The sequence below is a fragment of the Streptomyces sp. G45 genome, assembly GCF_049542095.1.
Taxonomy (GTDB): Bacteria; Actinomycetota; Actinomycetes; order Streptomycetales; family Streptomycetaceae; genus Streptomyces.
Genome location: NZ_JBMUZU010000001.1, coordinates 1,036,906 through 1,060,845 on the forward strand (window position 1 = coordinate 1,036,906; position 23,940 = coordinate 1,060,845).

The 23,940-nt window shown below is 71.8% G+C and carries 19 protein-coding genes; 8 read left to right on the forward strand and 11 right to left on the reverse strand.

Going from position 1 to position 23,940, the window contains the following annotated elements:
* Nucleotides 1-234 precede the first annotated feature (234 nt).
* Nucleotides 235-1,599 (forward strand): esterase-like activity of phytase family protein, encoded by a 1,365-nt coding sequence (locus tag ACOBQU_RS04330; protein ID WP_423624569.1) that lies wholly within the window; start codon nucleotides 235-237, stop codon nucleotides 1,597-1,599.
* Nucleotides 1,600-1,689: 90 nt separating this feature from the next.
* Here the strand turns inward: ACOBQU_RS04330 and ACOBQU_RS04335 are convergent, their stop codons facing one another.
* Together ACOBQU_RS04335 and xylA are read right to left on the reverse strand one after the other, a co-directional pair.
* A complete protein-coding gene (locus ACOBQU_RS04335) occupies nucleotides 1,690-1,983 on the reverse strand; it encodes a hypothetical protein (protein ID WP_423624570.1) in 294 nt (97 codons plus the stop codon).
* A gap of 352 nt (nucleotides 1,984-2,335) precedes the next feature.
* A complete protein-coding gene (gene xylA / locus ACOBQU_RS04340; protein ID WP_423624571.1) occupies nucleotides 2,336-3,502 on the reverse strand; it encodes a xylose isomerase in 1,167 nt (388 codons plus the stop codon).
* A gap of 228 nt (nucleotides 3,503-3,730) precedes the next feature.
* Between xylA and xylB the strand changes: the two genes are divergently transcribed.
* From xylB to ACOBQU_RS04365, 5 genes are all read left to right on the forward strand, one after another.
* Nucleotides 3,731-5,194 carry a xylulokinase gene (gene xylB, locus ACOBQU_RS04345; RefSeq protein WP_423624572.1) on the forward strand — a complete coding sequence of 488 codons (1,464 nt, stop codon included), beginning with the start codon at nucleotides 3,731-3,733 and terminating at the stop codon, nucleotides 5,192-5,194.
* A gap of 118 nt (nucleotides 5,195-5,312) precedes the next feature.
* Nucleotides 5,313-6,545: an ROK family protein gene (locus ACOBQU_RS04350; protein ID WP_423624573.1), complete on the forward strand. Its 1,233-nt coding sequence runs from the start codon at nucleotides 5,313-5,315 to the stop codon at nucleotides 6,543-6,545.
* A gap of 881 nt (nucleotides 6,546-7,426) precedes the next feature.
* Nucleotides 7,427-8,065: an N-acetylmuramoyl-L-alanine amidase gene (locus ACOBQU_RS04355; RefSeq protein ID WP_423624574.1), complete on the forward strand. Its 639-nt coding sequence runs from the start codon at nucleotides 7,427-7,429 to the stop codon at nucleotides 8,063-8,065.
* A 210-nt stretch (nucleotides 8,066-8,275) separates the two neighbouring features.
* Nucleotides 8,276-9,559 (forward strand): GAF domain-containing protein, encoded by a 1,284-nt coding sequence (locus ACOBQU_RS04360; RefSeq protein ID WP_423624575.1) that lies wholly within the window; start codon nucleotides 8,276-8,278, stop codon nucleotides 9,557-9,559.
* A 256-nt stretch (nucleotides 9,560-9,815) separates the two neighbouring features.
* A complete protein-coding gene (locus ACOBQU_RS04365; protein WP_423624576.1) occupies nucleotides 9,816-11,339 on the forward strand; it encodes an aldehyde dehydrogenase family protein in 1,524 nt (507 codons plus the stop codon).
* A gap of 167 nt (nucleotides 11,340-11,506) precedes the next feature.
* Here the strand turns inward: ACOBQU_RS04365 and ACOBQU_RS04370 are convergent, their stop codons facing one another.
* Together ACOBQU_RS04370 and ACOBQU_RS04375 are read right to left on the reverse strand one after the other, a co-directional pair.
* A complete protein-coding gene (locus tag ACOBQU_RS04370; protein ID WP_423624577.1) occupies nucleotides 11,507-11,809 on the reverse strand; it encodes a hypothetical protein in 303 nt (100 codons plus the stop codon).
* 1,185 nt (nucleotides 11,810-12,994) lie between these two features.
* Nucleotides 12,995-13,699, reverse strand: coding sequence for a hypothetical protein (locus tag ACOBQU_RS04375; protein WP_423624578.1), 705 nt, complete (start codon nucleotides 13,697-13,699; stop codon nucleotides 12,995-12,997).
* Nucleotides 13,700-14,115: 416 nt separating this feature from the next.
* On the opposite strand from ACOBQU_RS04375, the gene ACOBQU_RS04380 reads away from it, so the two are divergent.
* The gene (locus ACOBQU_RS04380; RefSeq protein WP_423624579.1) at nucleotides 14,116-14,892 is read left to right on the forward strand and encodes a TetR/AcrR family transcriptional regulator; all 777 of its coding nucleotides are present in this window, start codon (nucleotides 14,116-14,118) and stop codon (nucleotides 14,890-14,892) included.
* Nucleotides 14,885-15,547: a hypothetical protein gene (locus ACOBQU_RS04385; RefSeq protein ID WP_423624580.1), complete on the forward strand. Its 663-nt coding sequence runs from the start codon at nucleotides 14,885-14,887 to the stop codon at nucleotides 15,545-15,547. The genes ACOBQU_RS04380 and ACOBQU_RS04385 overlap by 8 nt, the downstream gene beginning before the upstream one ends.
* A 378-nt stretch (nucleotides 15,548-15,925) precedes the next feature.
* Here the strand turns inward: ACOBQU_RS04385 and ACOBQU_RS04390 are convergent, their stop codons facing one another.
* The 7 genes from ACOBQU_RS04390 to ACOBQU_RS04420 all read right to left on the reverse strand — a co-directional run bounded on the left by ACOBQU_RS04390 (nucleotide 15,926) and on the right by ACOBQU_RS04420 (nucleotide 23,887).
* Nucleotides 15,926-16,651, reverse strand: a complete 726-nt coding sequence (locus ACOBQU_RS04390) for a gamma-glutamyl-gamma-aminobutyrate hydrolase family protein (RefSeq protein WP_423624581.1) — start codon at nucleotides 16,649-16,651, stop codon at nucleotides 15,926-15,928.
* Entirely contained in the window at nucleotides 16,648-18,138 is a 1,491-nt protein-coding gene (locus ACOBQU_RS04395) for an aldehyde dehydrogenase (protein WP_423624582.1), read from the reverse strand. Before ACOBQU_RS04395 ends, ACOBQU_RS04390 begins: the two co-directional genes overlap by 4 nt.
* A gap of 101 nt (nucleotides 18,139-18,239) precedes the next feature.
* Nucleotides 18,240-19,697 carry an APC family permease gene (locus ACOBQU_RS04400; RefSeq protein ID WP_423624583.1) on the reverse strand — a complete coding sequence of 486 codons (1,458 nt, stop codon included), beginning with the start codon at nucleotides 19,695-19,697 and terminating at the stop codon, nucleotides 18,240-18,242.
* Nucleotides 19,698-20,000: 303 nt separating this feature from the next.
* A complete protein-coding gene (locus ACOBQU_RS04405; protein ID WP_423624584.1) occupies nucleotides 20,001-20,615 on the reverse strand; it encodes a TetR/AcrR family transcriptional regulator in 615 nt (204 codons plus the stop codon).
* A 44-nt stretch (nucleotides 20,616-20,659) separates the two neighbouring features.
* Nucleotides 20,660-21,505, reverse strand: coding sequence for a fumarylacetoacetate hydrolase family protein (locus tag ACOBQU_RS04410; RefSeq protein ID WP_423624585.1), 846 nt, complete (start codon nucleotides 21,503-21,505; stop codon nucleotides 20,660-20,662).
* 38 nt (nucleotides 21,506-21,543) lie between these two features.
* Entirely contained in the window at nucleotides 21,544-22,431 is an 888-nt protein-coding gene (locus tag ACOBQU_RS04415; RefSeq protein ID WP_423624586.1) for a 3,4-dihydroxyphenylacetate 2,3-dioxygenase, read from the reverse strand.
* Complete coding sequence (locus ACOBQU_RS04420) at nucleotides 22,424-23,887, reverse strand: aldehyde dehydrogenase (RefSeq protein ID WP_423624587.1); 1,464 nt, start codon at nucleotides 23,885-23,887, stop codon at nucleotides 22,424-22,426. Before ACOBQU_RS04420 ends, ACOBQU_RS04415 begins: the two co-directional genes overlap by 8 nt.
* Between the last annotated feature and the right edge of the window lie 53 nt (nucleotides 23,888-23,940).

Consider the following 23,940-nt stretch of genomic DNA (forward strand, 5'->3'; position numbering starts at 1 on the left):
GCCTCTCGCCCCTCGCAGAGGCGCCGTCGGCACACTGCGTGTGCCACAGGCGCTGTGCGCCGCAACCGGAACCCAGGGAGCCCTCCGGCCTGATCCGGCGGACTGCTGCTCGCCGGGGTGCCGAACTGGCGGTTCACGCACCAGACTCCCGTCGGTTCACCCGTAGGACATCTGACGTTCGCAGGGAGGGCCAAGGGTGAGGCCGATACCGCTCCCCTTGCTCCTGGAGGCCCCATGTCCGCGCGTGCCGTCACTCGGCGCCGTCTCCGTCGCTCCACCGCTGTCGGCGTGCCGCTCGCTCTGCTCACCGCGGTCGCGGTGACCGGCACCGCGATCGGCGCCCCTGTCGAGGCGCCGCGCGCGAGCAAGGGCGACGCGCCCCGCGTCACCCGTACCGCGACGCTCGGTGACCTCCCTCTGGGGACGTTCAGCAACCGGCTGCTGCCCGGCACAGTGCGCAACGACCGGGGTGTCGACCTCGGCGGCATCGGCAGCGACATCTACCCGGCGGGGCGCAAGGGCGAGTTCTGGACGGTCACCGACCGCGGCCCCAACGGGCAGATCAAGGTCGACGGCACCAAGCGGCGCACGTTCCCGGTGCCGGGCTTCGATCCGGCGATCGTCAAGATCCGCGTGTCCGGCCGCTCCGTGAAGGTCATCGACGCGCTGCCCATCACCACGCGCTCCGGGAAGCCTGTCACGGGCCTGCCCAACCAGAAGGGACGCGACGAGGCGCCCTACACGTACAACGCGAAGAAGCCCCTCTCCTACGACCCGAACGGCCTGGACACCGAAGGCATCGTGCGGGCCCACGATGGGACCTTCTGGCTGGTCGACGAGTACAGCCCTTCGCTGGTCCACGTCTCCGCGCGCGGGAAGGTCATCAAGCGTTACGTCCCCAAGGGACTGAAGCTCCGCGGCGCCGACTACCCGGTCGTCGAGGCGCTTCCCGGCATCCTCCTGCACCGCAAGGTCAACCGGGGCTTCGAGGGGCTCGCCCAGCTCCCCGGCGGCGACCTGGTCCTGGCGGTGCAGAGCCCGCTGTCGCTGCCCGACCAGGACGCCGGGGAGAAGTCGCGCACGGCGCGGCTGCTGCGCTTCTCTCCGAAGGAGCAGGCAGTGACCGCCGAGTACGCGTACCGGTTCGACCCGGTCGGCGTCGTCGACCCCGGAGAGGACGACACCTCCGAGCTGAAGATCTCCTCTGTCGTCGCCGTCGGCCGTGATCGGCTGCTCGTCGAGGAGCGCACCGACAAGGCGGCCCGCCTCCAGCTCGTCCGGCTCGACCGGCGCTCCGACATCCTGGGCAAGCGGTGGGACAACGCGGCGACGCGGCCCTCCCTGGAGGAGCTTGACGACCCCGCTGCCTCCGGAGTGCGGGTGCTGCGCAAGCGGCTGGCCGTCGACCTGGCCGCCGTCAAGGGCGTTCCTGGCAAGATCGAGGGCGTCGCCCTGGTCGACCGCCGCACGCTGGCGCTGATCAACGACAACGACTTCGGGATGACCGACGGTCCGGACGCGTTCGACAAGGACGGCCGTCTCGTGGACAGCGGCGTGGAGACCACGGTGACGTACGTGCGGCTCCCCAAGGAGCTGTGACCGCTGCGTCCAAAGAGCCGGTGAGAGGCCAGCCATGCGGCTCGCGGGCCGCCCGACGACGCTGAGTCCCGGTCAGGGGCAGCCCTCGGCTCACGGTGCTTCGTGAGCCGAGGGCGTCGGGATCAGAGAGCTGATGTCGTCGGGCAGGTCCGTGGGCAGCGTGGGCACGCGGCTGGGCAACTCGCTGGGCAGGCCACTGGGCAGGTTGCTCGGCAGCCGTGTGGGGATCCTCGTGGGGATCTCCGTAGGGAGGCTCAGTGACGGGGTGGGACGGCGCCCGTCACTGCTCTTGCTGCTTTCGGAGGGGCTCTTCTTGTCCGGGGAGTCGTCGTTCCCCGTGGCGAGGAAGACCACTACGGCGATGGCGCTCACGGCCAGGACCACGGCGAGCAGGATGAACAGTCCGTTGCGCCTGGCGGGCGGTCTCCCGGCGGGCGGAGGCGCCCCGCCGTCGTCGGAGGGCGGCCCGTATCCGCCCGAAGGGGGTCCGTACCCTCCGGGTGGCGGTCCATAGCCTCCGGGAGGCGGGCCGACGCCGCCGCTCCCAGGAGGGGGGACGTCGCCCGGCGGGCGAGGAGGCTGCTGCGGCGGTACGGGCGGCGTGGCCATGCCGTCAAGAGTCGCGCCGCGCCGGTCGTGGCGCGACCCTCCTGGGGAACTTGATACGCACCCCGGCTCAGGACCGGACAGTTCCGGTACATCCCGAGGCCTGACCAGGGCGCCGCCCGCGCGCGGGTCAGCCCCGCGCTCCCAGCAGGTGGTCCAGAGCCAACTGGTCGAGCCGTTCGAAGGCCATCCCCCGCGCGGCGGCCGCTTCGACGTCGAACTCCTCGTAGGCGCCGCGGTCGGCGAGCAGACCGGTGAGGCCGTCCTCGGCGGTGGGCTGCGCCAGCTCGTGCAGGCGGGCCTCCCGCAGCGCCTCGCGCACCTCAGGATCGGCGCGGAACGAGGCCGAACGCTCGCGCAGGATCAGGTAGTTCCGCATGCACCCGGCCGCGGACGCCCACACCCCGTCGAGGTCCTCGGTGCGCGGCGGCTTGAAGTCGAAGTGGCGCGGGCCGTCGTAGCCCCCGCGCTCCAGCAGGTCGACCAGCCAGAAGGCGCTCCGCAGGTCGCCCGCTCCGAAGCGCAGGTCCTGGTCGTACTTGATGCCGCTCTGGCCGTTGAGGTCGATGTGGAAGAGCTTGCCCGCCCACAGGGCCTGGGCGATGCCGTGCGGGAAGTTCAGGCCCGCCATCTGCTCGTGGCCCACTTCGGGGTTCACTCCGTAGAGTTCGGGCCTCTCCAGGCGCTCGATGAACGCCAGGGCGTGCCCGACGGTGGGCAGCAGGATGTCGCCGCGCGGCTCGTTCGGCTTCGGCTCGATCGCGAAGCGCAGGTCGTAGCCCTGCTCGGTCACGTAGGCGCCGAGGAGGTCGAAGGCCTCCTTCATGCGGTCCAGCGCGTCGCGGACGTCCTTGGCGGCGCCCGATTCCGCGCCCTCCCGGCCGCCCCAGGCGACGTAGGTGCGCGCGCCGAGTTCGGCCGCGAGGTCGATGTTCCGAATCGTCTTCCGCAGCGCGTAGCGGCGCACGTCGCGGTCGTTGGCGGTGAACGCGCCGTCCTTGAAGACGGGGTGCGTGAACAGGTTGGTGGTGGCCATCGGGACGACGAGCCCCGTCGCGTCGAGGGCTTCGCGGAAGCGCTTGACGTGCGCGGCTCGGTCAGCGTCCGAGGAGCCGAACGGGATGAGGTCGTCGTCGTGGAACGTCACTCCGTAGGCACCGAGGTCGGCGAGGCGCCGCACCGATGCGGCCGGGTCGAGCGCCGCCCTGGTGGCGTCACCGAATGGGTCCCTGCCCTGCCAGCCGACGGTCCACAGGCCGAAGCTGAACTTGTCCTCCGGGGTGGGCTGGTAGCTCATGAGTGACTCCTCGACAGCTCCTGGACCATTTCGTCATGGCGATTGACAAATTAGTATCCGCGGAAGGCGAGGGGAAGAGCGCAGGCGGATCCGCGGCTCGCGCTGTGGGGCGGATCCCGGGAGTTCGATGGATCCCCGCGATCCCCGTGGGGCAGGCCCCGAAGAGGCCGGGAGCACTCCTGTCCGGTACGCGCACAGTCAGCCCACAGTCATGGGAACGGAGACACGATGTCATCAGCCCCAGCCGCCGAGGGCCCCCTCGTCGTCGGCGTGGACAGCTCCACGCAGTCCACCAAGGCCCTGGTCGTCGACGCGGCCACCGGGCAGGTCGTGGCCAGTGGCCAGGCCCCGCACACGGTCAGCTCCGGCGCGCTCCGGGAGAGCGACCCCGAACAGTGGTGGAGCGCCCTGGGTGAGGCGCTGCGCCAGTGCGGCGCCGCCGCGCGTGAGGCCGCCGCCGTTTCGGTGGCGGGGCAGCAGCACGGCCTAGTCACCCTGGACGGCCGGGGTCGACCAGTGCGCCCGGCTCTGCTGTGGAACGACGGGCGGTCCGCGGCGCAGGCGCGGCGCCTCGTCGAGCGACTGGGCGGCGCGAAGGCCTGGGCCGAACGCGTGGGAAGCGTGCCCAGCCTGTCCTTCACGGTCACCAAGTGGGCCTGGCTCACGGAGCACGAGCCCGCGTCTGCCCGCGCCACCGCGGCGGTGCGCCTCCCCCACGACTACCTCACGCAGCGCCTCACCGGCACCGGCACCACCGACCGCGGCGACGCGTCCGGCACCGGGTGGTGGGCGTCCGCTACGGAGTCGTACGACGAGGAGATCCTGAGCGCGGTCGGTCTGGACGCCGCCCTGTTGCCGCGGGTCGCCGCCCCCGGGGAAGTCGTCGGCACTGTGCGCGCCAGCGAGGAACTGCCCTTCTCCACGGGGACGCTGGTGGCGCCCGGCACCGGGGACAACGCGGCCGCCGCCCTGGGCCTCGGCCTGCGACCCGGCACCCCGGTGCTGAGCCTGGGCACCTCCGGCACGGTGTACGCCGTCTCCGAGCACCGCCCGACGGATCCCACAGGGACGGTCGCCGGGTTCGCCGACGCCCGCGGCGCGTGGCTTCCGCTCGCCTGCACGCTCAACTGCACTCAGGCCGTCGACCGTGTGGCCGCGCTGCTCGGCCTGGACCGTGAGGCAGTCCAGCCGGGCGGAGCGGTCACGCTGCTGCCGTACCTGGACGGCGAACGCACCCCTGACCTGCCGCACGCCTCAGGCCTCCTGTACGGGCTGCGCCACGACACCGCTTCCGGACAGCTCCTCCAGGCGGCGTACGACGGCGCGGTGCACGCTCTCCTGGGGGCGCTGGACGCCGTCCTGGACGCGGACGCGGACCACTCCGAGCCGCTCCTGCTCATCGGCGGCGGAGCACGCGGCGTCGCGTGGCAGGAGACCGTTCGACGCTTGTCCGGTCGGCCCGTGCGGATCCCTGAGGCCGGTGAACTCGTCGCGCTCGGCGCCGCGGCGCAAGCGGCGGGGCTGCTGTCCGGCGAGGACCCGGCCGCCGTCGCGCGGCGCTGGGACACCGCTCGGGGGCCGCTTCTGGAGGCCGTTGAACAGGACGAGGAGACGCTGTCGCGGATCACCCAGGTAGCCTGCGACGCGGCCGCGCTACTGGACGGTGGCCCCGAAGCTGGGGGTGCTCTGTAGGGAGCCCTATAGGAGGGCCCTGTAGGAGAGCCCTGTTGAGGGGCCTCTCGCCTCCCTGGAGCGCCGGATGAGAGCCCGTAACCCGTACCGACCCGCGAAGGAGGCAGGTGGCGAGCACATGACCGCACCACCGCATGGCGCGCGCACTCCCGGCGCTCCTGAGGAGCTGCCCAACACGCAGCAGGGAATGCGCCGTCGCAACCTCTCCCGAGTGCTGCGGACCGTCGCGACGGACGGGCCGTTGTCCCGCGCCTCCGTAGCGTCCCGGATCGGCCTGACACGTGCCGCGGTGTCCACCCTGGTGGACGAGTTGATCAGATCCGGCCTCCTGGAGGAGTTGGGCCCGGAGCGCCCCGGCCGCGTGGGGCGCCCCTGCTCCGCACTCGCGGTCAGTTCCCGCGGGCCCGCGGGCATCGGAGCGGAGGTGGGTGTCGACCACCTCGCGGTCTGCGCGATGGACCTGCGCGGCGAGGTACGGGCGCGTGTGCGACGCCAGGCCGCCAACCGGGGGCGCCCACCGGAGGCGGTCCTCAAGGAACTGGCCTCGCTCGTGCGGCAGGTGGGCCGGGACGCCGAACGCGACGGTCTGCGCCCGGCGGGTCTGTCGGTGGCGGTCCCCGGTCTGGTCGCACGCGGCACCCACACCGTCGTCAGCGCTCCCAACCTCGACTGGCACGGCGTGGACGTCGACGCCCACCTGCCGACAGGCCTGTCGCTGACCGTGGACAATGAGGCGAACTTCGGCGCCCTCGCGGAACTGTGGCTCGGCGACGTACCGGAGGACTTCCTTCACGTCTCGGCGGAGATCGGCATCGGCGCGGCCGTGGTGGTCGACGGGCGGCTGCTGCACGGCAGCCGGGGGTTCGCGGGCGAGTTGGGGCACGTGCCCGTCCACCCGGAAGGGCCTGCCTGCGCCTGTGGTGGCCGCGGGTGCCTGGAGCAGTACGCGGGCGAGGAGGCGGTGCTCCGCAAGGCGGGGCTGGCCGCCGGACCGCGCCGCGTCGCGCTGCTCGCCGAACGCGCCGCCGAGGGTGACGAGGCCGTGCGGCGGGCTCTGTACGGGGCCGGGGCCGCCCTGGGCATCGCGCTCACCGGGGCGGTGAACCTGCTGGACCCCCAGGCCGTCGTCCTGGGCGGAGCCCTCTCGCGACTGGCGCCGTGGCTGTTGCCCAGCCTGGCACGGGAGCTGGGGGACCGCACCACGGGCCCCGGCTGTGACGTCACCGTCTCCACCGTGGGCTCCGACGGCCCTCTGCTGGGCGCGGCTCAGTCCGTGGTACGGGCGGTGCTCGACGATCCGGCAGGGGTGACGGGCCCTGATCGTGGGGGCCTCGCGGCGCTTGACCGGTGAGGTGTGCGAGACCTTCACCGCTCGAGGACGCGAGGCCCGGTCAGCTTGCCAGCGCGGGGCCGGACGGTGCGGGAACGGAACCGGACGGATCCCCCACACGGGTGGCGAAGTTTTCCACAGTCACACGGCCGTGCACAGATGCGCCGCAGGCTCTTCCACCCCAACCCGCCAGGCCCGTAACGTAATTCGCGTGAGCCGCCTTCCGCGCTGGTGACGGGGCATCGGGCTCACGCGGATCGGGGGATTCACATGTCGGGGGACACCAAGTCAAAGCCGCGCACTCATCGACCGCGCGCGACGCTCATCGCACGCGCCAGGCCAGCCGCCACACCGCACACCGCACACCGCACACCGCACACCGCACACCGCACACCGCACACCGCGGACACGCCGCCCGCCCAGACCCTGCCCAAACCCGCGCTGCGGTCACCGGGTGCGCTATGAACATCGTTGTGATCACCGAGCCGCCACCAGACACGGCCGCCGTCAAGTCGCGCCCAGGGCCGGACTCCGCCTCGCCCGCCATGCCGACCAGCCCTGTCTGCCGCTGGCCGGAGGCCCACGGCACCAGCCAACTCAGGCTCAGGCGAGCCCTCGTGAGGGATTTCGTCTTCAACGATCTGGACGCGCCCCCGTTCGCCGCCCACACTGTGCAGGCACCGTCAGCGAGCGCCCGCGACGAGCTCATGAACGTCCGTCGGGCGAGCGCGCCGCGCCACTGTGTACCGCATCTCACCGCGCCCCACGAGATATGAAGCTCTCCCCGCAAGGTCCAGACATCCACGCGCGTTGAAGTCCTCCCGGCATGCCCCACCGTGCCGACCGGACCCCGGCGCGCCGTGACGTCCAGCCACTCCCCCCACCGAGAGGGCACACCAGCCATGGAACACGCACGACACCGAGCGACCAACGACCCGCAGAGCACCGCACGTTCGGCCCTGCCGAGCAGGCGCAGACTCCTCCAGGGCGCGGCCCTCGCGGTCGTCCCGGCCGCACTCCTGACCGCCCCCAGCGCCAGTGCGGGGCCCCGCACGGACGACTACCCACCGGCCGAATGGGTCCCTGCCAGCTCATCCAACTACACCGCCTCCAGCCGCCCCAGCAGCTATCCGGTCAAGTACGTCGTCATCCACGTCACGCAGGAGACCTATGCGGACACCCTCGCGATCTTCAAGAACCCGGCGAAGAAAGTGTCCGCGCACTACGTGGTCCGCTCCCGGGACGGGCACGTCGCCCAGTGCGTCCGCGAGCGGAACGTCGCCTGGCACGCGGGCAACTGGACCTACAACACGCAGAGCATCGGCATCGAGCACGAAGGATGGGTGGACAAACCGGAGTACTTCACCGACGCCATGTACGAGTCGTCGGCCGCGCTGACCGCGGCGATCTGCGACAAGTACGGCATCCCCAAGAACCGCGAGCGCATCATCGGCCACGTCGAGGTCCCCGGCGCCGACCACACCGACCCGGGCCGGTACTGGGACTGGTCTCGCTACATCCGCATCGTCAACTCCATCTGAGCCCTGGGCGGGCCAGGCCGCAGGCCCGGCTGGCTCCGGCCGCGACGCGGTGGCCCTGACCGCCAACCGTGGGGCAGCCAACCCGCCGTCACGCCGAACCGGCGGCCCAGCAGACCCGTAGACGCTGGCACGCGGGCGCTTGTCGGCTCCGGTTCCCAGGACGACGATGGCAGCACCGCGCCGCTGTCGTCGCCGTCCCGGGAGGCCGAGTTGACCGATCCATGGGTGGCCCTGGAGCCGGGTGCCGACCCCGTCGAGCGGGTGCGGGAGGTGCGTCGGGCCCATGAGCGGTTCACCGCGGCCGGAACGGTGGCCCGGCCGGTGCGATCCGTGGTGGCCGACTCGTGGCGACGGTCGATGCGCGCCCGGGTGAGCCCGGAGGGCAGCGGAGCGTCGGTCGAGCTGACGGCCGGGGATCTGGGCGCCTACCGGTCCGAGCACCCGCTGTCCCTGGTGATGCCGCTGTTCCGAGAGTTGGTGGGCGGCTTCGCCAAGGACGGGGAGCACCTGCTCGCGGTGTGCGACGCGCACGGCAGGCTGCTGTGGGTCGAGGGGCACCCCACGACCAGGGCACGGGCCGGGCGGATGAACTTCGTACCGGGTGCGCGCTGGGCGGAGTCGGCGATGGGCACGAACGCTCCGGGAACGGCGGTGGCCGTGGACCGCCCGGTGCAGGTGTTCGCCACGGAGCACTTCGTGCGCAAGGTCCAGCCGTGGACGTGCGCGGCGGCGCCGGTGCACGACCCGCGCAGTGGGCGGGTGCTGGGGGCCGTGGACATCACCGGCGGGGACGGCCTCGCCCATCCGCACAGCCTGGCCTTCGTACAGGCCGTGGCGCGGGCCGCCGAGTCCCAGCTGGCGCTCCTCGCCCCGGCGGACGGCCCGCAGGACTCACTGGAGCTGGCGGCGCTCGGACGGGACGAGGCCCTGCTGCTCATGGGTGGCCGCAAGCAGCGGCTGAGCCGACGGCACAGTGAGATAGTGCTGCTGCTGGCCCGTCATCCCGAGGGGCTGAGCGGTGACGAACTGCTGTGCGCGCTGTATGAGGACGAGTCGGTGACGCCGGTGACGTTGCGGGCGGAGCTGGCGCGGTTGCGGCAGTTGCTCGGGGCGGATGTGCTGCGGTCGCGTCCGTACCGCCTGGCGGTGCCGGTCGCGGTGGACGCGGACGTGGTGGAGCGGCGGCTGGGCTGCGGGGCGGTGACGGCGGCGGTGTCCGTGTACGCGGGTCCGCTGCTGCCGAGTTCGGGGGCACCGGCGGTGGTCCGGCTGCGGCGGAGGCTCGCCGACCAGGTGCGGGCGGCGCTCATCGCGCGCGGGGACCCGGATCTGCTGTCGGACTGGGTGCACGCGCCGTGGGGTGAGGACGACGTGGAGGTGTGGCGGGCGCTGGCGGCGGTCCGGCCGACCGCGCCGGTGGTGGCGAGGCTGCGGGCGCTCGACGCCGAGTTGTCGGTGCCGCCACCCAACCGACCACACACCGGTAACCGGTAACCGGTAAGCCACGCCACCAGGCACCCCGGGGCCCGGGCCCGCCCTCTCCCCCACCGAACGCCCGCCACACCCCAGGCCACCCTCAATCCCACCCCACCCCCCTGCCCCTCGGCCCCGACCCCGACCCCGAGCCCGACCCCGACCCCGACCCCGACCCCGACCCCGACCAGCGCAACGTACTTGCAACCTCCCCGTGCCTAGCCTCCCGGCCGAGAGCTGCCCAACGGAGGGCAGCGTTCCCGGGGAGGCAGTCAACATGGCCCGTTACGCGGCGCCCGGTACGGAGGGTGCGGTCGTCTCCTATCAGGACCGGTACGACCACTTCATCGGTGGCGAGTACGTGCCACCGGCCCGTGGGCAGTACTTCGAGAATCCGAGTCCGGTCAACGGGCAGCCGTTCACCGAGATCGCCCGGGGCACGGCCGAGGACGTGGAGCGGGCGCTCGACGCGGCGCACGCGGCCGCGCCCGCGTGGGGCCGTACGTCCGTGGGTGAGCGTGCGGCGATCCTCCGGCAGATCGCCGACCGCATGGAGGCCAACCTCGAACAGCTCGCGGTGGCCGAGAGCTGGGAGAACGGCAAGCCGGTGCGTGAGACGCTGGCCGCGGACATTCCGCTGGCCATCGACCACTTCCGCTACTTCTCGGGCGTGATCCGCGCGCAGGAGGGGTCGCTTGGCGAGGTCGATGAGGACACGGTGGCGTACCACTTCCACGAGCCGCTGGGCGTGGTCGCGCAGATCATTCCGTGGAACTTCCCGATCCTGATGGCGACCTGGAAGCTGGCTCCCGCGCTCGCGGCCGGTAACGCCGTCGTCCTCAAGCCCGCGGAGCAGACGCCCGCGTCGATCCATGTGTGGCTGAGCCTGGTGAGCGACCTGTTGCCGCCGGGCGTGGTGAACGTCGTCAACGGCTTCGGCGTGGAGGCGGGCAAGCCGCTGGCGTCGAGCCCGCGGGTGGCGAAGGTGGCGTTCACCGGGGAGACCACGACGGGGCGGTTGATCATGCAGTACGCCTCGGAGAACATCAAACCGGTGACGCTGGAACTCGGTGGCAAGAGCCCGAACATCTTCTTCGACGACGTGTGGGCCGCGGACGACGACTTCCGCGACAAGGCGCTCGAAGGCTTCACGATGTTCGCGCTCAACCAGGGCGAGGTCTGTACGTGCCCGTCGCGGGCGCTCATCCAGCGCGGTCACTACAGCGAGTTCCTGGAGGCGGCGATCGCCCGCACGGAACTCATCAAGCCGGGCCACCCGCTCGACACGGACACGATGATCGGCGCACAGGCCTCCAACGACCAGTTGGAGAAGATCCTCTCCTACCTCGATATCGGGCAGCAGGAGGGCGCGAAGGTCCTCACGGGCGGCCAGCGCGTGGAGTACGACGGGGAGTTGGCGGGCGGCTGGTACGTGCAGCCCACCATCTTCGAGGGCGACAACCGGATGCGGATCTTCCAGGAGGAGATCTTCGGTCCGGTCGTCTCCGTGGCGTCGTTCAACGATTTCGACGACGCCATAAAGATCGCCAACGACACGCTGTACGGCCTGGGGGCCGGGGTGTGGACGCGCGACATCAACACCGCGTACCGCGCGGGGCGCGCGATCCAGGCGGGCCGCGTGTGGACGAACTGCTACCACGCGTACCCGGCGCACGCGGCGTTCGGCGGCTACAAGCAGTCCGGCATCGGCCGCGAGACGCACAAGATGATGCTGGAGCACTACCAGCAGACGAAGAACCTCCTGGTGTCGTACTCGCCGAAGAAGCTCGGCTTCTTCTAGGGGTACAAAAAGGCGTCTGACCTGGCCTTCTGCCCGTCAGGCGCCTTCCATTCGGCCCGCTCAGCGCAGAGCCCGGATTGCGTTGTGCCTCCCAGTTCCTCCCACCGCTATCCCCCTTCTGACCATCTGACCAACTGTTCCGGACCAGTGGCGGACCAAACCCCGACTCATCCCGCAGGTGCCCCGCCCTGGCTGACGCGGTCCCATTCCTTCATCGACTGCTCGATGAGGCGGTTGGGCTGCTCCCGGAGTCCGTCCAGGAACTTGGCGTAGTGACGGAAGAAGACCTCGATGCTCTGGCCCGCGCGGCGAGCGCATTCGGCCGGGTCCACACCGGAGTAGAGCCAGAACGAGATGCCAGCGTGTCGGAGACCGTAAGGCCGCTTGGCCAGCCCTGAGGCGAGTTCCGTGCGCGTCAGGACGTGCTTCCGCGCCCGCGCCCAGGTTGTGCCGTACGCGGCTGCGTCCACGTAGTTGCCTGGCTTGGTTCCGGAACAGCCGCCCGTCCGGCGCCACGCCGAAACGTTCGATGTGCGCGCGGAGGATGCGCACGAACTGCGAGGGGATCGGCACGGGTCGGGTCGCGGTAGCCGCACGGCGCTTGAGCGAGTGCACCTCGTGCACCGCGCCGTCGTCCGTCCAGTCCTTTCCCGCGGTGACGACGCCGCCCGACAGGTTGAGCATCCCCCAACCGGTCTTGGGGAGGTGACACTGTTCGAGCCGCAGGTGGATGACCTCAGCGGACCGCATGGCCGCGTAGTACATGCAGCCGAAGAACGCCTCCAGGTGAGGACCGCGTCCGCGCTGCTGGGCAACCGCTACGAGGAGCCGGGCGACCTGGGCCGGATTGGGGACGGCAGTCGGGTCCACCTCCTCGTTGACGGCTGGAGCGTTCCACCTGAGCCCGTTGAGGAGGTTGCCCCCGAAGTAAACTTTCTCCACTGCACTGTTGAGTACTTCGTTGAACGCAGCCCTCTTACGCCGCGCCGTCTTGGCCACAGCCGCCTTGCCGTCCAGCTTGCGACACAGGGCGTCCAGTGCCCGTCGCAGCACATCGGCTTCCGCGAGTGCACCGACGGGCCACCATGAGAGAGGCCAGTTCTGTGTCTGGTTTACGTAGGCGAATAGGCGCCCTGACCCGATTCGGGCTCATTCGTCTTGGACCATACGGCGGCAGCCAGATTCACGGCGAGTGATCCACCGCCGTCTCCCCTCTGCTGGCTACCGGCCTGGTGCGGCGGCACGGCCAGCACACGTCGGGCAGGCACTACACCAGCCTGCGTCGCGTACGGCGCGACGCTCGATGTCCGCAACACGGAGCCCTTCGCCGACCTTCATCCCACGACCGATGTCCCGGACCTGCTGGCCGCCGCCGCGCGCCCAACTCGGCCTGGCTGCCCTGGCGCTCACGGACGACTCGGCCGACAGCATGCTGGGGGGCCTGGTGCAGCGGCGTCCTGTGCCAGGTGGCGATGTACCTGCGTCACCAGGCGCACGCGCATGCGATGCAGGCGAGGACGCGGGCGCCCGCGCGCGGCGGCGGACGGCGCCCGTGCGCCCTGCCGCCCTCGGGCTGGTTATCGTCGGTGGCCGTCGCTACGCCGGCCGGAAGCCGTCCAGCGACCTGAGTCGGCTGCCGCGCAACGCTCGGGCCGTCACCGTCCTGAGCGCGGGCGGCTGGTCGTATCCGATCGCCGGGGAGCCGAGGGGGTTGGCCAGCAGCGGGTGTGCTCCTCGAAGATCTCCTCAGCGCGGCGGTAGGAGAGCCGGGCCCGGCCAGTCTCGGGGCACACGTCGAGCGTCGGTATTCCGGCCGGGGCCTTGCGGTCGGTGAGGAACAGCGGGCCGCGGGTGCGGCGGGCGATGGGGCGGGCCAGGAGCTGGGCGGTGCCGGGCTGCCGGTGAATCCATTCGATCGCCCCGCCCTTGGCGGTGATCCTCCCCCGCTTGTCCTGCGGGTACAGGTCTCCCACGTTCAGGCACAGCACCTCGTCGGCCCGTGCGGCGGACTCATCGAGCATCTTCCACCGCGTCTTCTCCCGCAGTGCGACGTCGAGGCGCCACAGGGCAGCGATCTGATTCTCCGCGAGAGCCCTGGTGCGGTCCGGCGGCGTCGGCCGCCGTTCGATGCCGATCGTCGGATCGCACTCGATCCAACCCTGGCGGTGCCACCAGCCGATCGTCTTGCGCGCGATGGACAGCTCCCGGTTGACGGTGTCGGCGTCCCTCTCGTCCGCGCGCGCCGCCAGCTCGGTCAGCACCTCCGGAAGCGCCGGGTCGTCGATCGCCGCGACGGGGGAATCGGGCGGCTTCGCGTCCCGGCGTGCGGGTCCGGTGGGCGCGGGTTCACCGGTGAGCATCCATCCTCACGTCGTGAGGGAGATCCGGTCGATCCGCGCGGAGGATCGCGCGATGCCAGCGCCGGTGAGGTACCGCTCGCCCGCCGCGGTGTACGACGCGGGGGCGCGGACACAGGCACGACCCAGGCGCGCGGCAACCGCAACGCGCCCTGCCCCCGAGTTCGGCCACTGGTTCGACTCACCCGCCCGCCCCGCCCTTCCGGCACCACCGCAGTAGACACGTACACCTCGCTTGCGACGACGGCCGGAGGGCCCGCCGCAGGTCGCGGTGATCACAGCAGAGGCCCTGCCACAGCAGATCCGGCATGTACCGCGACGGCACCCTGACGGGATGCCTGGTCTCGGGCCGGGTGCGGGAACCAGTGTTTACGGCATATACATTGTGTATGGTGTAAACACATCGAGGGGAGAGGCCCATGCCGCCCGCAGATCACGCCAGGCGTGGCAAACGCACGATCGACCTGAGCGCTGTCGCAGACCTCCTGTGGCGCGCCACTCCCGACCATGCCGAGGAGCATCGCGCCCGGCTCAGCGCCGAGCTGATCGTGGAGACAGCCATCGCTCTCGCCGAAGTCGAGGGACTGGACGCACTGTCGATGCAACGCATCGCCTCCGAACTGGGCTGTACCGCGATGGCGCTCTACCGGCACATCCCGAGCAAGAACCAGCTCCTCGCGGCTATGACCGACGCCGCTACTGGCCGCCCACCCGCACCAGCAGCGGCCACAGCTTGGCGCTCCGAGATCGAAGGATGGGTGGACGCCCTGTGGGGTCTCTATCTCCGCCACCCCTGGATCCTGCAGGCGCCCACGTTCAGCGCACCGGTCGGGCCGAACGAACTGGCGTGGTTCGAGGCGCTGCTGAGCCCGCTCCACCGCGCAGGCCTCGACCGCGGAGAACTCATTCCGCTCGCCACCTTCATCTCCAGTGCTGTACGCGACCTGGCGCGAGTGGCCACCGAACTCGATCCCGCAGGCGCTGCCGCATACGGCCAGGTCCTGGCCGAGCGGCTGGACCCGGAGCAGTTCCCCACGCTGAGCTCGCTGACAGGCGGGGACGGGCTCGACGAAGCGGAGGACGGCGATGTCACGCCGATCGTCCACCTCGGTATTCAGCGCCTGCTCGATGGCATCGAGGCCCGAGCCCACGCCAACTCCCTTTCCGCACCAGACAAGGAAGAACGTCATGGATGACATCCGCATACGACAGCTGATGGGCCTGTGCGGCATCACCGCCGGGGTACTGGCTGCGGTCGGCGTCCCGCTGTACTTCGTGTACTCCGGGGCGCCACCGGCCTCGAACGTGCTCGCCAGGATATTGCTGAACATCCTGACCTGCGGCGCGCTTCTGGTCTTCCTGACGGGCCTGCGCCATCTGATCCGGGGCGGGGGCACCGGGTTCGAGTGGCTGGCGAGCCTGGTGTTCGGCTCTGGGCTGGCTTATGTCACCGTCACTCTGGTCGCCGCGTCCATCGAGGCGGGGACCGTCCTGGAGAATCCCGACGGGACCATGGACCCGACCGTCGACGGCACACTCGCCCACGCGAACATGCTCCTGCACGGGTCGGTGGCCCGGCTCCTGACGGCGGTCCTGCTGATGGCCGCCGGATACGCGATCCTGCGCAGCGGGGTGCTGCCGCGCTGGACCGGGCGCTTGGCCTATGCCGTCTCGGCGGTCAACCTCGCCTTCATACCATCGCTGTTCTTCGGGACGGACGCGGCTGACTTCTACAGTGCCGTCGGCTGGGGCAATACCGCCCTGACTGCGGCGCTGGTTGTCTACTGGGCACTCGCCGTAGGCATCGTGGTCCTCAGGCGCCCCTCCTGGCAGTTCACGCGACTCACCTGACGGCCGGAGCCTCGGTGCGATCGAGGCAGGGCGGCCACAGCCTCCCCGGGGCCGTGTCGGCCTTGACGTACCGCTGTTACCCATCCCTACGGGCAGCGCCCCGGGGCCGGAATCCTGGGCGAGGCTCACTGACACTCCGTTTACCAGTGCGTGCTTTGACAGGGGCCAAGGCTGTCGGCTCCCGCTCGCCGTGGCCGGGTGGCTTTCCACCATCCGGTCCATGCGGACCCCGAGCTGCTGGAACGGATGACCGCGCGTCGCGCGAAACTGCAGCCAGGCCAGCACCTCCTCCAGGAGGTAGCCGCGCAAGGACCCGATGCCCCATGCCACGGACGCCCCGCTCGGACGGTGAGGGCCAGCCGGGGCAGGGGCAGGGCCTCAGGGGGTCTTCCGTGCGGCTTGTACCAGCGCGTCGAAGAGGCGCTGGTGGACCGGGTCGTGATGGGCGGTGTCCTCGGGGTGCCACTGCACGGCCAGGAACCAGCCGTCGTGCTCCGGGAGTTCGAGGGCCTCGATCGTGCCGTCGGCGGCCCGGGCGGTGGCGGTCAGCCCTTCCCCCGGCCGGTCCACGTGCTGGTGGTGGTAGCAGGACGCCTCGGTCTTGTCGGCGCCGGTGATGCGGGGCAGGGCGGAGCCGGGGGTGAAGGAGACGGGGTGGCGCAGATGGCGGTGATCGCGTGCGGGGCCGCCCATGTCCTGGTGCAGGGTGCCTCCCAGGACCGTGTTGACCACCTGGAGACCCCGGCAGACGGCCAGTAGCGGCACCGCGCTCGCGAGGGCCTGCCGGGCGAGTTCCAGGTCGAACGCGTCCTGTTCGTCGTCCACGTCGTAGACGGCCTCGTGGGTGTGGGCCGCCCCGTAGCGGTGGGGGGCGATGTCGCCGCCGCCAGGGAGGAGGAGCGCGTCGAACCGGGAGAGGCGGGCGGCGACCTCGGCGGGGTCGGCCTCGCCGCGGGGAGCGTGCGGGTGGAGGGTGACGGGCTCGCCGCCCGCCCGCCACACGGCGTCGATCAGGGCTCGGGCGTTGACTTCGGCGGCGTGGCGCAGGGCGGAGGTGGTGGCGGCGAAGCGGGCGGGGATCGCGATGAGCGGGCGGTGGGTCACAGCCGTATCCACGTGGTCTTCAGTTCGGTGTACTTCTCCAGGGCGTGGGCGGACTTGTCGCGTCCGTTGCCGGACTGCTTCATTCCGCCGAAGGGCACGGTCAGGTCGCCCTCCTCGTAGCAGTTCACCCACACCGTTCCGGCCCTGAGCGCGCGGGCGACCGTGTGGGCGGTGGACAGGTCGGACGTCCACAGCCCGGCCGCGAGGCCGTACTCGGTGGCGTTGGCGAGGGCGACGGCCTCGTCGAGGTCGTCGAACGCGATGACGGACAGGACGGGGCCGAAGACTTCCTCACGGGCCAGGCGGCTGTCCGGGGCGACCCGGTCGAAGACGGTCGGTTCGAGGTAGGCGCCGCCGGTGCCGGTACAGGTGCGGGCGCCGCCCGTGCGCAGGCGGGCGCCGTCGTCGACGGCCGTGCGGACGTGGTCGAGCACGCGGCCGAGGTGGTCCTCGCCGACCAGGGCCCCCATCTCGGTGGCGGGGTCGAGGGGGTCGCCCACGCGCAGCGCGCGGGCGCGCGCCACGACGGCCTCGGTGACCCGTTCGGCGACGGAGGCGTGCACCAGCAGCCGGGAGGGGGCCGTGCACATCTCGCCCTGGTTGAAGAAGATGCCCCAGGCGGCCGTGGCCGCGGCCTCGTCCAGGTCGGGGGCGTCGGGCAGGACGATGTTGGGCGACTTGCCGCCCAGCTCCAGCCAGACCCGCTTGAGGTTGGAGTCGGCGGAATAGCGCAGGAAGTGGCGGCCGACGGCGGTGGAGCCCGTGAAGGCGAGGACGTCGACGTCCGGGTGCAGCCCGAGGGCCCGCCCGGCCACCGGTCCGTGTCCGGCCACGACGTTGAGCACACCCGGCGGCAGCCCGGCCTCCACTCCGACGCGTCCGAGCAGCAGCGCGGACAGCGGCGAGTTCTCCGAGGGCTTGAGTACGACCGTGCATCCGGCGGCCAGCGCCGGGGCCACCTTCCAGCCCGCGAGGGTGAGGGGGAAGTTCCACGGGACGACGGCGCCGATGACACCGGCGGGCTCCCGGGTGACGAGGGCGAGGGCGTCGGGCGCGGTGTGCGGGGACTCGTCGGTGAGCTTGTCGGCGAGCCCGCCGTACCAGCGGAAGGTGCTGATGACGGCCCGCATCTCGATGTCGTGGGCGTCGGTGACGGGTTTGCCCATCTCCAGGCTGACCGTGAGCGCCAGCTCCGCTCGCCGCTCTTCCAGGAGGTCGGCGAACCGCAGCAGGACGCGGCCACGTTCGGCGGGCGCGAGACGCGGCCAGGGGCCGTCGTCGAACGCGCGGCGGGCGGCGGCGACGGCGGCGTCGACCTCGGCCGTCCCCGCGTCGGCGACCTCGGCCAGCACCCGGCCGTCACGGGGTGACACCACGGGGAACGTGCCGCCGCCACCGGGTTCGTCGGCACCGTCGATCAGGTGTGTGTCGGCCGGATCCAGCGCCTCGGCCCGGCGGAGCCATGCGGCGTGGGTGGGGTGGGTCATGCGGTCCTCCAGACCACGGGGTGCAGGGGAAGGGAAGGGGGCGGCTGGGCGGTGCCGTTGGCGCGTCCGGTCGGCCGGGGGCGCGCCAACGGCGCGGGGCGTCAGCCGGTGCCGGGAGTGGCGCGGCGGCGGACCTGGTGGCGGGCCACGCCGAGCACCATGACGACGGGCACGGAAAGGACCAGCCACAGCGCCGTGCTCGCCGCGCCGCCGATGAGGGTGGTGAAGTTGGCCAGGATGAGCCAGATGGCGCCCGCGATGCCGAGCGCGCCCAGCACGGGCGCGACCAGGGTGTTCCACAGCCTGGTGTCCGCCCGTCGGCGGCGGAAGAACACCACGACCGACACCGAGGTCAGCAGGTAGAGCAGCATCATCGCCAGGACGGCGAGCCCGCTGAACCAGGAGAAGAGGGTGAGCACCGGGTCCTCGTCGGCCAGCGCGAACGGCGCGACCAGGAGTACGGCGATGACGGTCTGCGCCCGGCCCGCGATCCACGGGGCGTGCCGGGCGTTGAGTCGGCACAGCGCGGCGGGCAGTTGGCCGTCGCGGCCGAGGCAGAACAGATAGCGGTTGGCGGAGTTGTGGAAGGTGAGCACACCGGCGAACAGGGAGGTGGCCAGGAGGACGGGCAGCACGCCGTCGGCCCAGCCGCCGAGCAGGTCGGCCACGGGCGCGAAGACGAAACCGGCGGAGTCGCCGTCGGCCAGGGCCGCGTTCGCCGCGCCCGGCGCCCTCGAGGCGCCGTGGGCCGAGATCAGCGTCCACGAGGTGAGAGTGAAGAAGCCGGTGACCACGAGCACCGAGAGGTACGTGGCCCGCGGCACCGTCTTCTTCGGGTTCCTCGCCTCCTCGCCGTAGATGGCGGTGGCCTCGAAGCCGAACATCGACGCCAGGGCGAACATCACGGCCACGCCCGGCGCGCCGTGCAGCGCGGCCGAGGGCGAGAAGCTGTCGGCCACCCCGAGCCCCTCTGGTCCGCCGCCGTTGCACAGGGTGACCAGGCCGAAGAGCAGCAGGATGCCGAACTCGGCGAGCACGAACACGGCCAGGACCCGCGCCCCCATCTCGATGCCCGCGGCGCCGAGGACCTGCACCACGGCCATGGTGACCAGGGCGCAGACCCACCACGGGACGTGCAGCGGCGTGTGGTCGTCGAGGAGGCCGCTGACGATCGAGCCGTACAGGCCGTACATCGCCGCCTGGATGACGCAGTAGGCGAACAGGGCGACGCTCGCGCTGCCGGCGCCGACGGCCCGGCCCAGGCCCATGCCGATGTACGTGTAGAAGGCACCGGCGTCGACCACGTGGCGGCCCATCGCGATGAACCCGACGGAGAACAGCAGGATCACTCCGCCCGCCACCACGTAGGCCGCGGGGGTGCCGGAGCCGTTGCCGATGGCGACCGACATCGGGGCGGCGCCCGCGATGCCCGTGAGCGGGGCCTGACCGGACAGGACGAAGAAGAGGATGCCCAGGACGCCCAGGGCGTCGGGTTTGAGGGTGGCTGTCGTGGGGGCGGCCCGTACGGTCCGCTCGGCGGACGCCGTCTGACTGTCCACTCGGATTCACCTGCCAGAGGAGAGGGAGGTCGTTTCGGGCCAAACGAGTTGCCTCATCGTGGGGCGCAACTATCCACTTGGCAAGGGGTTGGGGGACGGGAGGACCGGACGCCGTACGGATCTTTACGCGGACGTGACCGCGGCCCGGTCGCCGCGCGCCCGAACATGGGCGGCGCCCGGGCGCCGTACGTCAGGACATGAACGAGACCCGCGCCCCGCGACGTACCCGAGGCCCGGATTCCGCGCCCCGGACGGCCGACGACCCGCAACCCGCACCCCGCGCCCCGCCCCCGGCGGCACCGGTCAGTGCTCGTCCGGCTCCCCCGCGAGACCCGCCAGCAGGCCCCTCAGCTCCGCCAGCGCCTCCTCGGTGACCTCGCGCTCGCCGAACACCAGCTGGTGCAGCACCAGGCCCTCCAGCGCGGCGAAGACCAGCCGGGACATGCCGCGGCCCACCGGGCCGGGCAGGACGCGGTCCAGTTCGCGCCGGGTGGCCTCGAAGTACTCCTCGTAGAGGCTGCGCAGATGGGACAGCAGCTCGGGCCTGCGCCGGGCCTCCAGAAGCAACTCGTACTGGAACGCCTGCAGTTCGGGGCCGGACTCCACCATGTGCACGAGACCGGCGGAGAAGTCGGCCAGGCTGCCCGTGCCGATGTCGAGCGCGCTGCTGGCCAGCGAGGAGCGGATCGCGTGGGTGACGGCCTCCTCGATCAGCGCGTCGCGCGAACCGAAGTGGTGCACGACGAGCCCGTGGGTGACGCCCGCCTCCTGGGCGACGGCCCGGTAGGTGAGCTTGCGCAGCCCGCCCCGCGCCACCACGCGTACGGCGGCGTCGAGGAGGGCCACCCGGCCCGTCCCGTAGTTCGTCACGCGCTTGCGGGGGCCGCGCTCGTCGGCGGGCCGGGCCGGGTCGGTCATGGGGCCGACCCTACCGGGGCGCAGGTCAGCGCCTCGGCGGCCGGTCAGCGCTTCGGCGGCCGGATGCCGCGGAACTCCCAGTCGCCGCCGAGCGCGGTGGACAGCACCTCCTCCGACTCCGTGGGCTGGGCCCCCACGTCGGCCCGGACGGGGGTCGGTCCGGTGACGACGTGGTTGGTGAGCCGACCGAGCCCGTCGACCTCCACCTCGACGACGTCGCCGGGCTGGACGGGCCGGGAGTTGGCCGGGGTGCCGGACAGCAGTACGTCGCCGGGGTACAGGGTGATGGTGCGGGCGATGTCGGCGACGAGGTAGTGCATGTCCCACGTCATCTCGTCGGTGGAGCCGTCCTGGACGACCTCTCCGTTGACGTAGGTCCGCAGCCGCTTGCCGTGGAAGTCCCAGTCGGTGACAAGGCCGGGGCCGAGCGGGCACAGGGTGTCGGAGCCCTTGACGCGGAGCATGGAGCCCGCGTCGGTGTCGCGGAAGTCGTGCAGGCCGAAGTCGTTGGCCACGGTGTAGCCAGCGATGTGTCCGCCCGCCTCGGCCGGGGAGATGTTGCGCGCGGTCCTGCCGATGACGATGGCGACCTCGCCCTCGTAGTTGAGCCAGCGGCAGCCCTCGGGGCGGACGATCGCGCCCTGGTGGGAGGTGAGCGCCGAGGTCGGTTTGTGGAAGTACGTGGGGGTGTCGGGCAGGTCGATCTGGAACTCCTCCACCCGGCTGCGGTGGTTGAGGTGGACGGCGATCACCTTCGAGGGGACGACGGGCGGCAGGTGGCGGGCGTCGGCGATCGCGACGCGCCGACCGTCACCGGCGACCAGTTCGTCACCGTCACGACGGGTCTCCACGGCGGCGCCGTCGAGGAGGATGCGGCGGTACTCGGGCATGGCGGAAGCCTTTCCGGGGGGGCTGAGGAGGCGGGGGGTTAGGCCGTCCAGCCGCCGTGCGGGCGGTCGAACCAGAGGTGGACCTGGCCGGTGCCGATCGAGTTCTCGTACGCGCCGTACTGGCGGGCCCTGGCCGTGCACGCCCGCTCGCCGAGGGCGCCGACCATCATCAGGTAGTGGAAGAACCTGGCCTCGGGCCGGTGCCGCCAGAACGTGTCCATGGTGTCGATGACCTTGTCGTGGCCGCCCTCCTTGAACCAGGCGATCCGCTCCAGGTCGGCCGCCCGCGCCTCGGGGGTGACGATGTGCGCCGGGTCGCTCGACTCGTGGTCGCGCAGTTCGCGCAGCGGCCAGAAGGTGTGCGACAGGGCGCCGGAGGCGATCAGCAGCACGCGTCGGCCGGGGGTGGCGGCGATGCCGTCGGCCAGGGCGCGGCCCAGGCGCAGGTGGTCCTCCATGTCGCCGGTCTGGCAGACGCCGATGGTCACCCAGCGCTTGTCCGGCAGGCCCTCGCCGAGGTACTTCCACAGGTTGATCGTGGCGTAGTAGACCGGCAGGTACGCGTCGTCGATCGCGGTGATCCAGGTGCCGTGCTTGTCGGCGAACGAGGCGACGTTGTCGGCGAGTTCGGGGTCGCCGGGGTAGTCGTAGGGGATGCGGCTCATGCCGCGCGGCAGCTCCTCGGAGGTGAACAGGCCCGCGCGGCGCCGCTGGGCGGTGACGACGAACTCGACGGTGGTCGCCCAGTGGGAGTCAAGGACCACGACGGTGTCGTAGTCGTCGCGCTCGAAGACGTCCTGGCGCAGCTGCCGCAGGCCGGTGACGAGGGTGATCTCCCTGCCCTGGTTGAGCTGCCGCCTGGTCTCCTCGGGCAGCATGATGGTGGGCACGTGCGCGAGCAGGCCCGCACCGACGATCTCACCCATGGTCCTGCCATCCCTTCGGCGCGGTGACGGTGTTCTTGAGGTCGCAGTAGAAGTCGAAGCTCCAGGTGCCTCCCTCGCGGCCCACGCCGGAGTGGCGGGAGCCGCCGAACGGTGCCCGCAGGTCCCGGACGAAGAAGCAGTTGACCCAGACCGTGCCCGCGACGAGCCGTGCGCTGACCCGTTCGGCGCGCTCGGCGTCGCCGGTGGCGACCGTGGCGGCGAGGCCGAAGCGGGTGTCGTTGGCCAGGCGCACCGCCTCGTCCTCGTCGGTGAACGTCTGCAGGGTCAGGACGGGGCCGAAGACCTCCTCCTGGACGATCTCGGAGTCCTGGGCGACATCGGTGAGGAGGGTCGGGACGTAGTACTGCCCCTCGCCCCGGTGTCCGCCGATGACGGCGCGGGCCCCGGCCGCGAGCGCCCGCCGCACGAAGCCGTCGATCCGCTCCAGCTGGCGGGGGTGGATGGTGGGGCCGATGTCGGTGGCCTCGTCGCGCGGGTCGCCCTGCTTCAGGCGTGCCGCCCTGTCGACGAAGCGGCGGGTGAACTCCTCGGCCACCGTCTCCTCCACCAGGACGCGGGTGGCGGCCAGGCAGACCTGCCCGGCGTTGTCGTACTGCTCGACGGCGAGGTCGACGGCGAGGTCCAGGTCGGCGTCGGCGAAGACGAGCAGCGGGGACTTGCCGCCGAGTTCCAGGCTGAGCGGGGTGAGGTTGGCCGCGGCGGACGCGGCGATGTGCCGGGCGGTGGGCACGGATCCGGTGAAGCTGATGCGGCGCACGTCCGGGTGGGAGGTGAGGGCGTCGCCGACCTCGGAGCCGTACCCCTGGACGACGTTGAGGACACCGGCGGGGAGCCCGGCCTCGGCGGCGATGTCGGCGAGCAGCGAGGCCGTCAGCGGCGACCACTCGGCGGGCTTGAGGACCACGGTGTTCCCGGCCGCGAGGGCCGGAGCGACCTTCCAGGTGGCCAGCATCAGCGGCGCGTTCCACGGGGTGATCAGCACGCAGGGCCCGGCCGGGTCCCAGCTGACGTGGTTGGTGTGGCCGCGGGTGTCGAAGTCCTCGTGGCCGAGCCGCAGCAGCCAGTCGGCGAAGAAGCGGAAGTTGTGCGCGACGCGGGGCATGACGCCGCGGCGGTGGGAGCGCAGGAGGGCGCCGTTGTCGGCCGTCTCCACGGCGGCCAGCTCTTCGAGCCGTCGCTCGACGCCGTCCGCGATGGCGTGCAGGACGCGGGCGCGCTCGGCGCGCGGGGTGGCGGCCCAGGCGGGGAAGGCGGCCTTGGCGGCGGCGACCGCCGCGGCGGCCTCCGACGGGGTGCCCCGGGCGATCTCGCCGAGGGTGCCGCCGTCGATGGGGGAGGTGTCGGCGAAGGTCTCGGTGGACGCGACGCGTTCGCCGCCGATCCAGTGCCGGGTGTCGACGGCGACCCCGGCGACGGTGGTGGTGTGTTCGCTCATGTCCTCACGGTCCTCGTGCTCGTGCCGGTCCTCTTGGGCCTCACGGCCTTCGT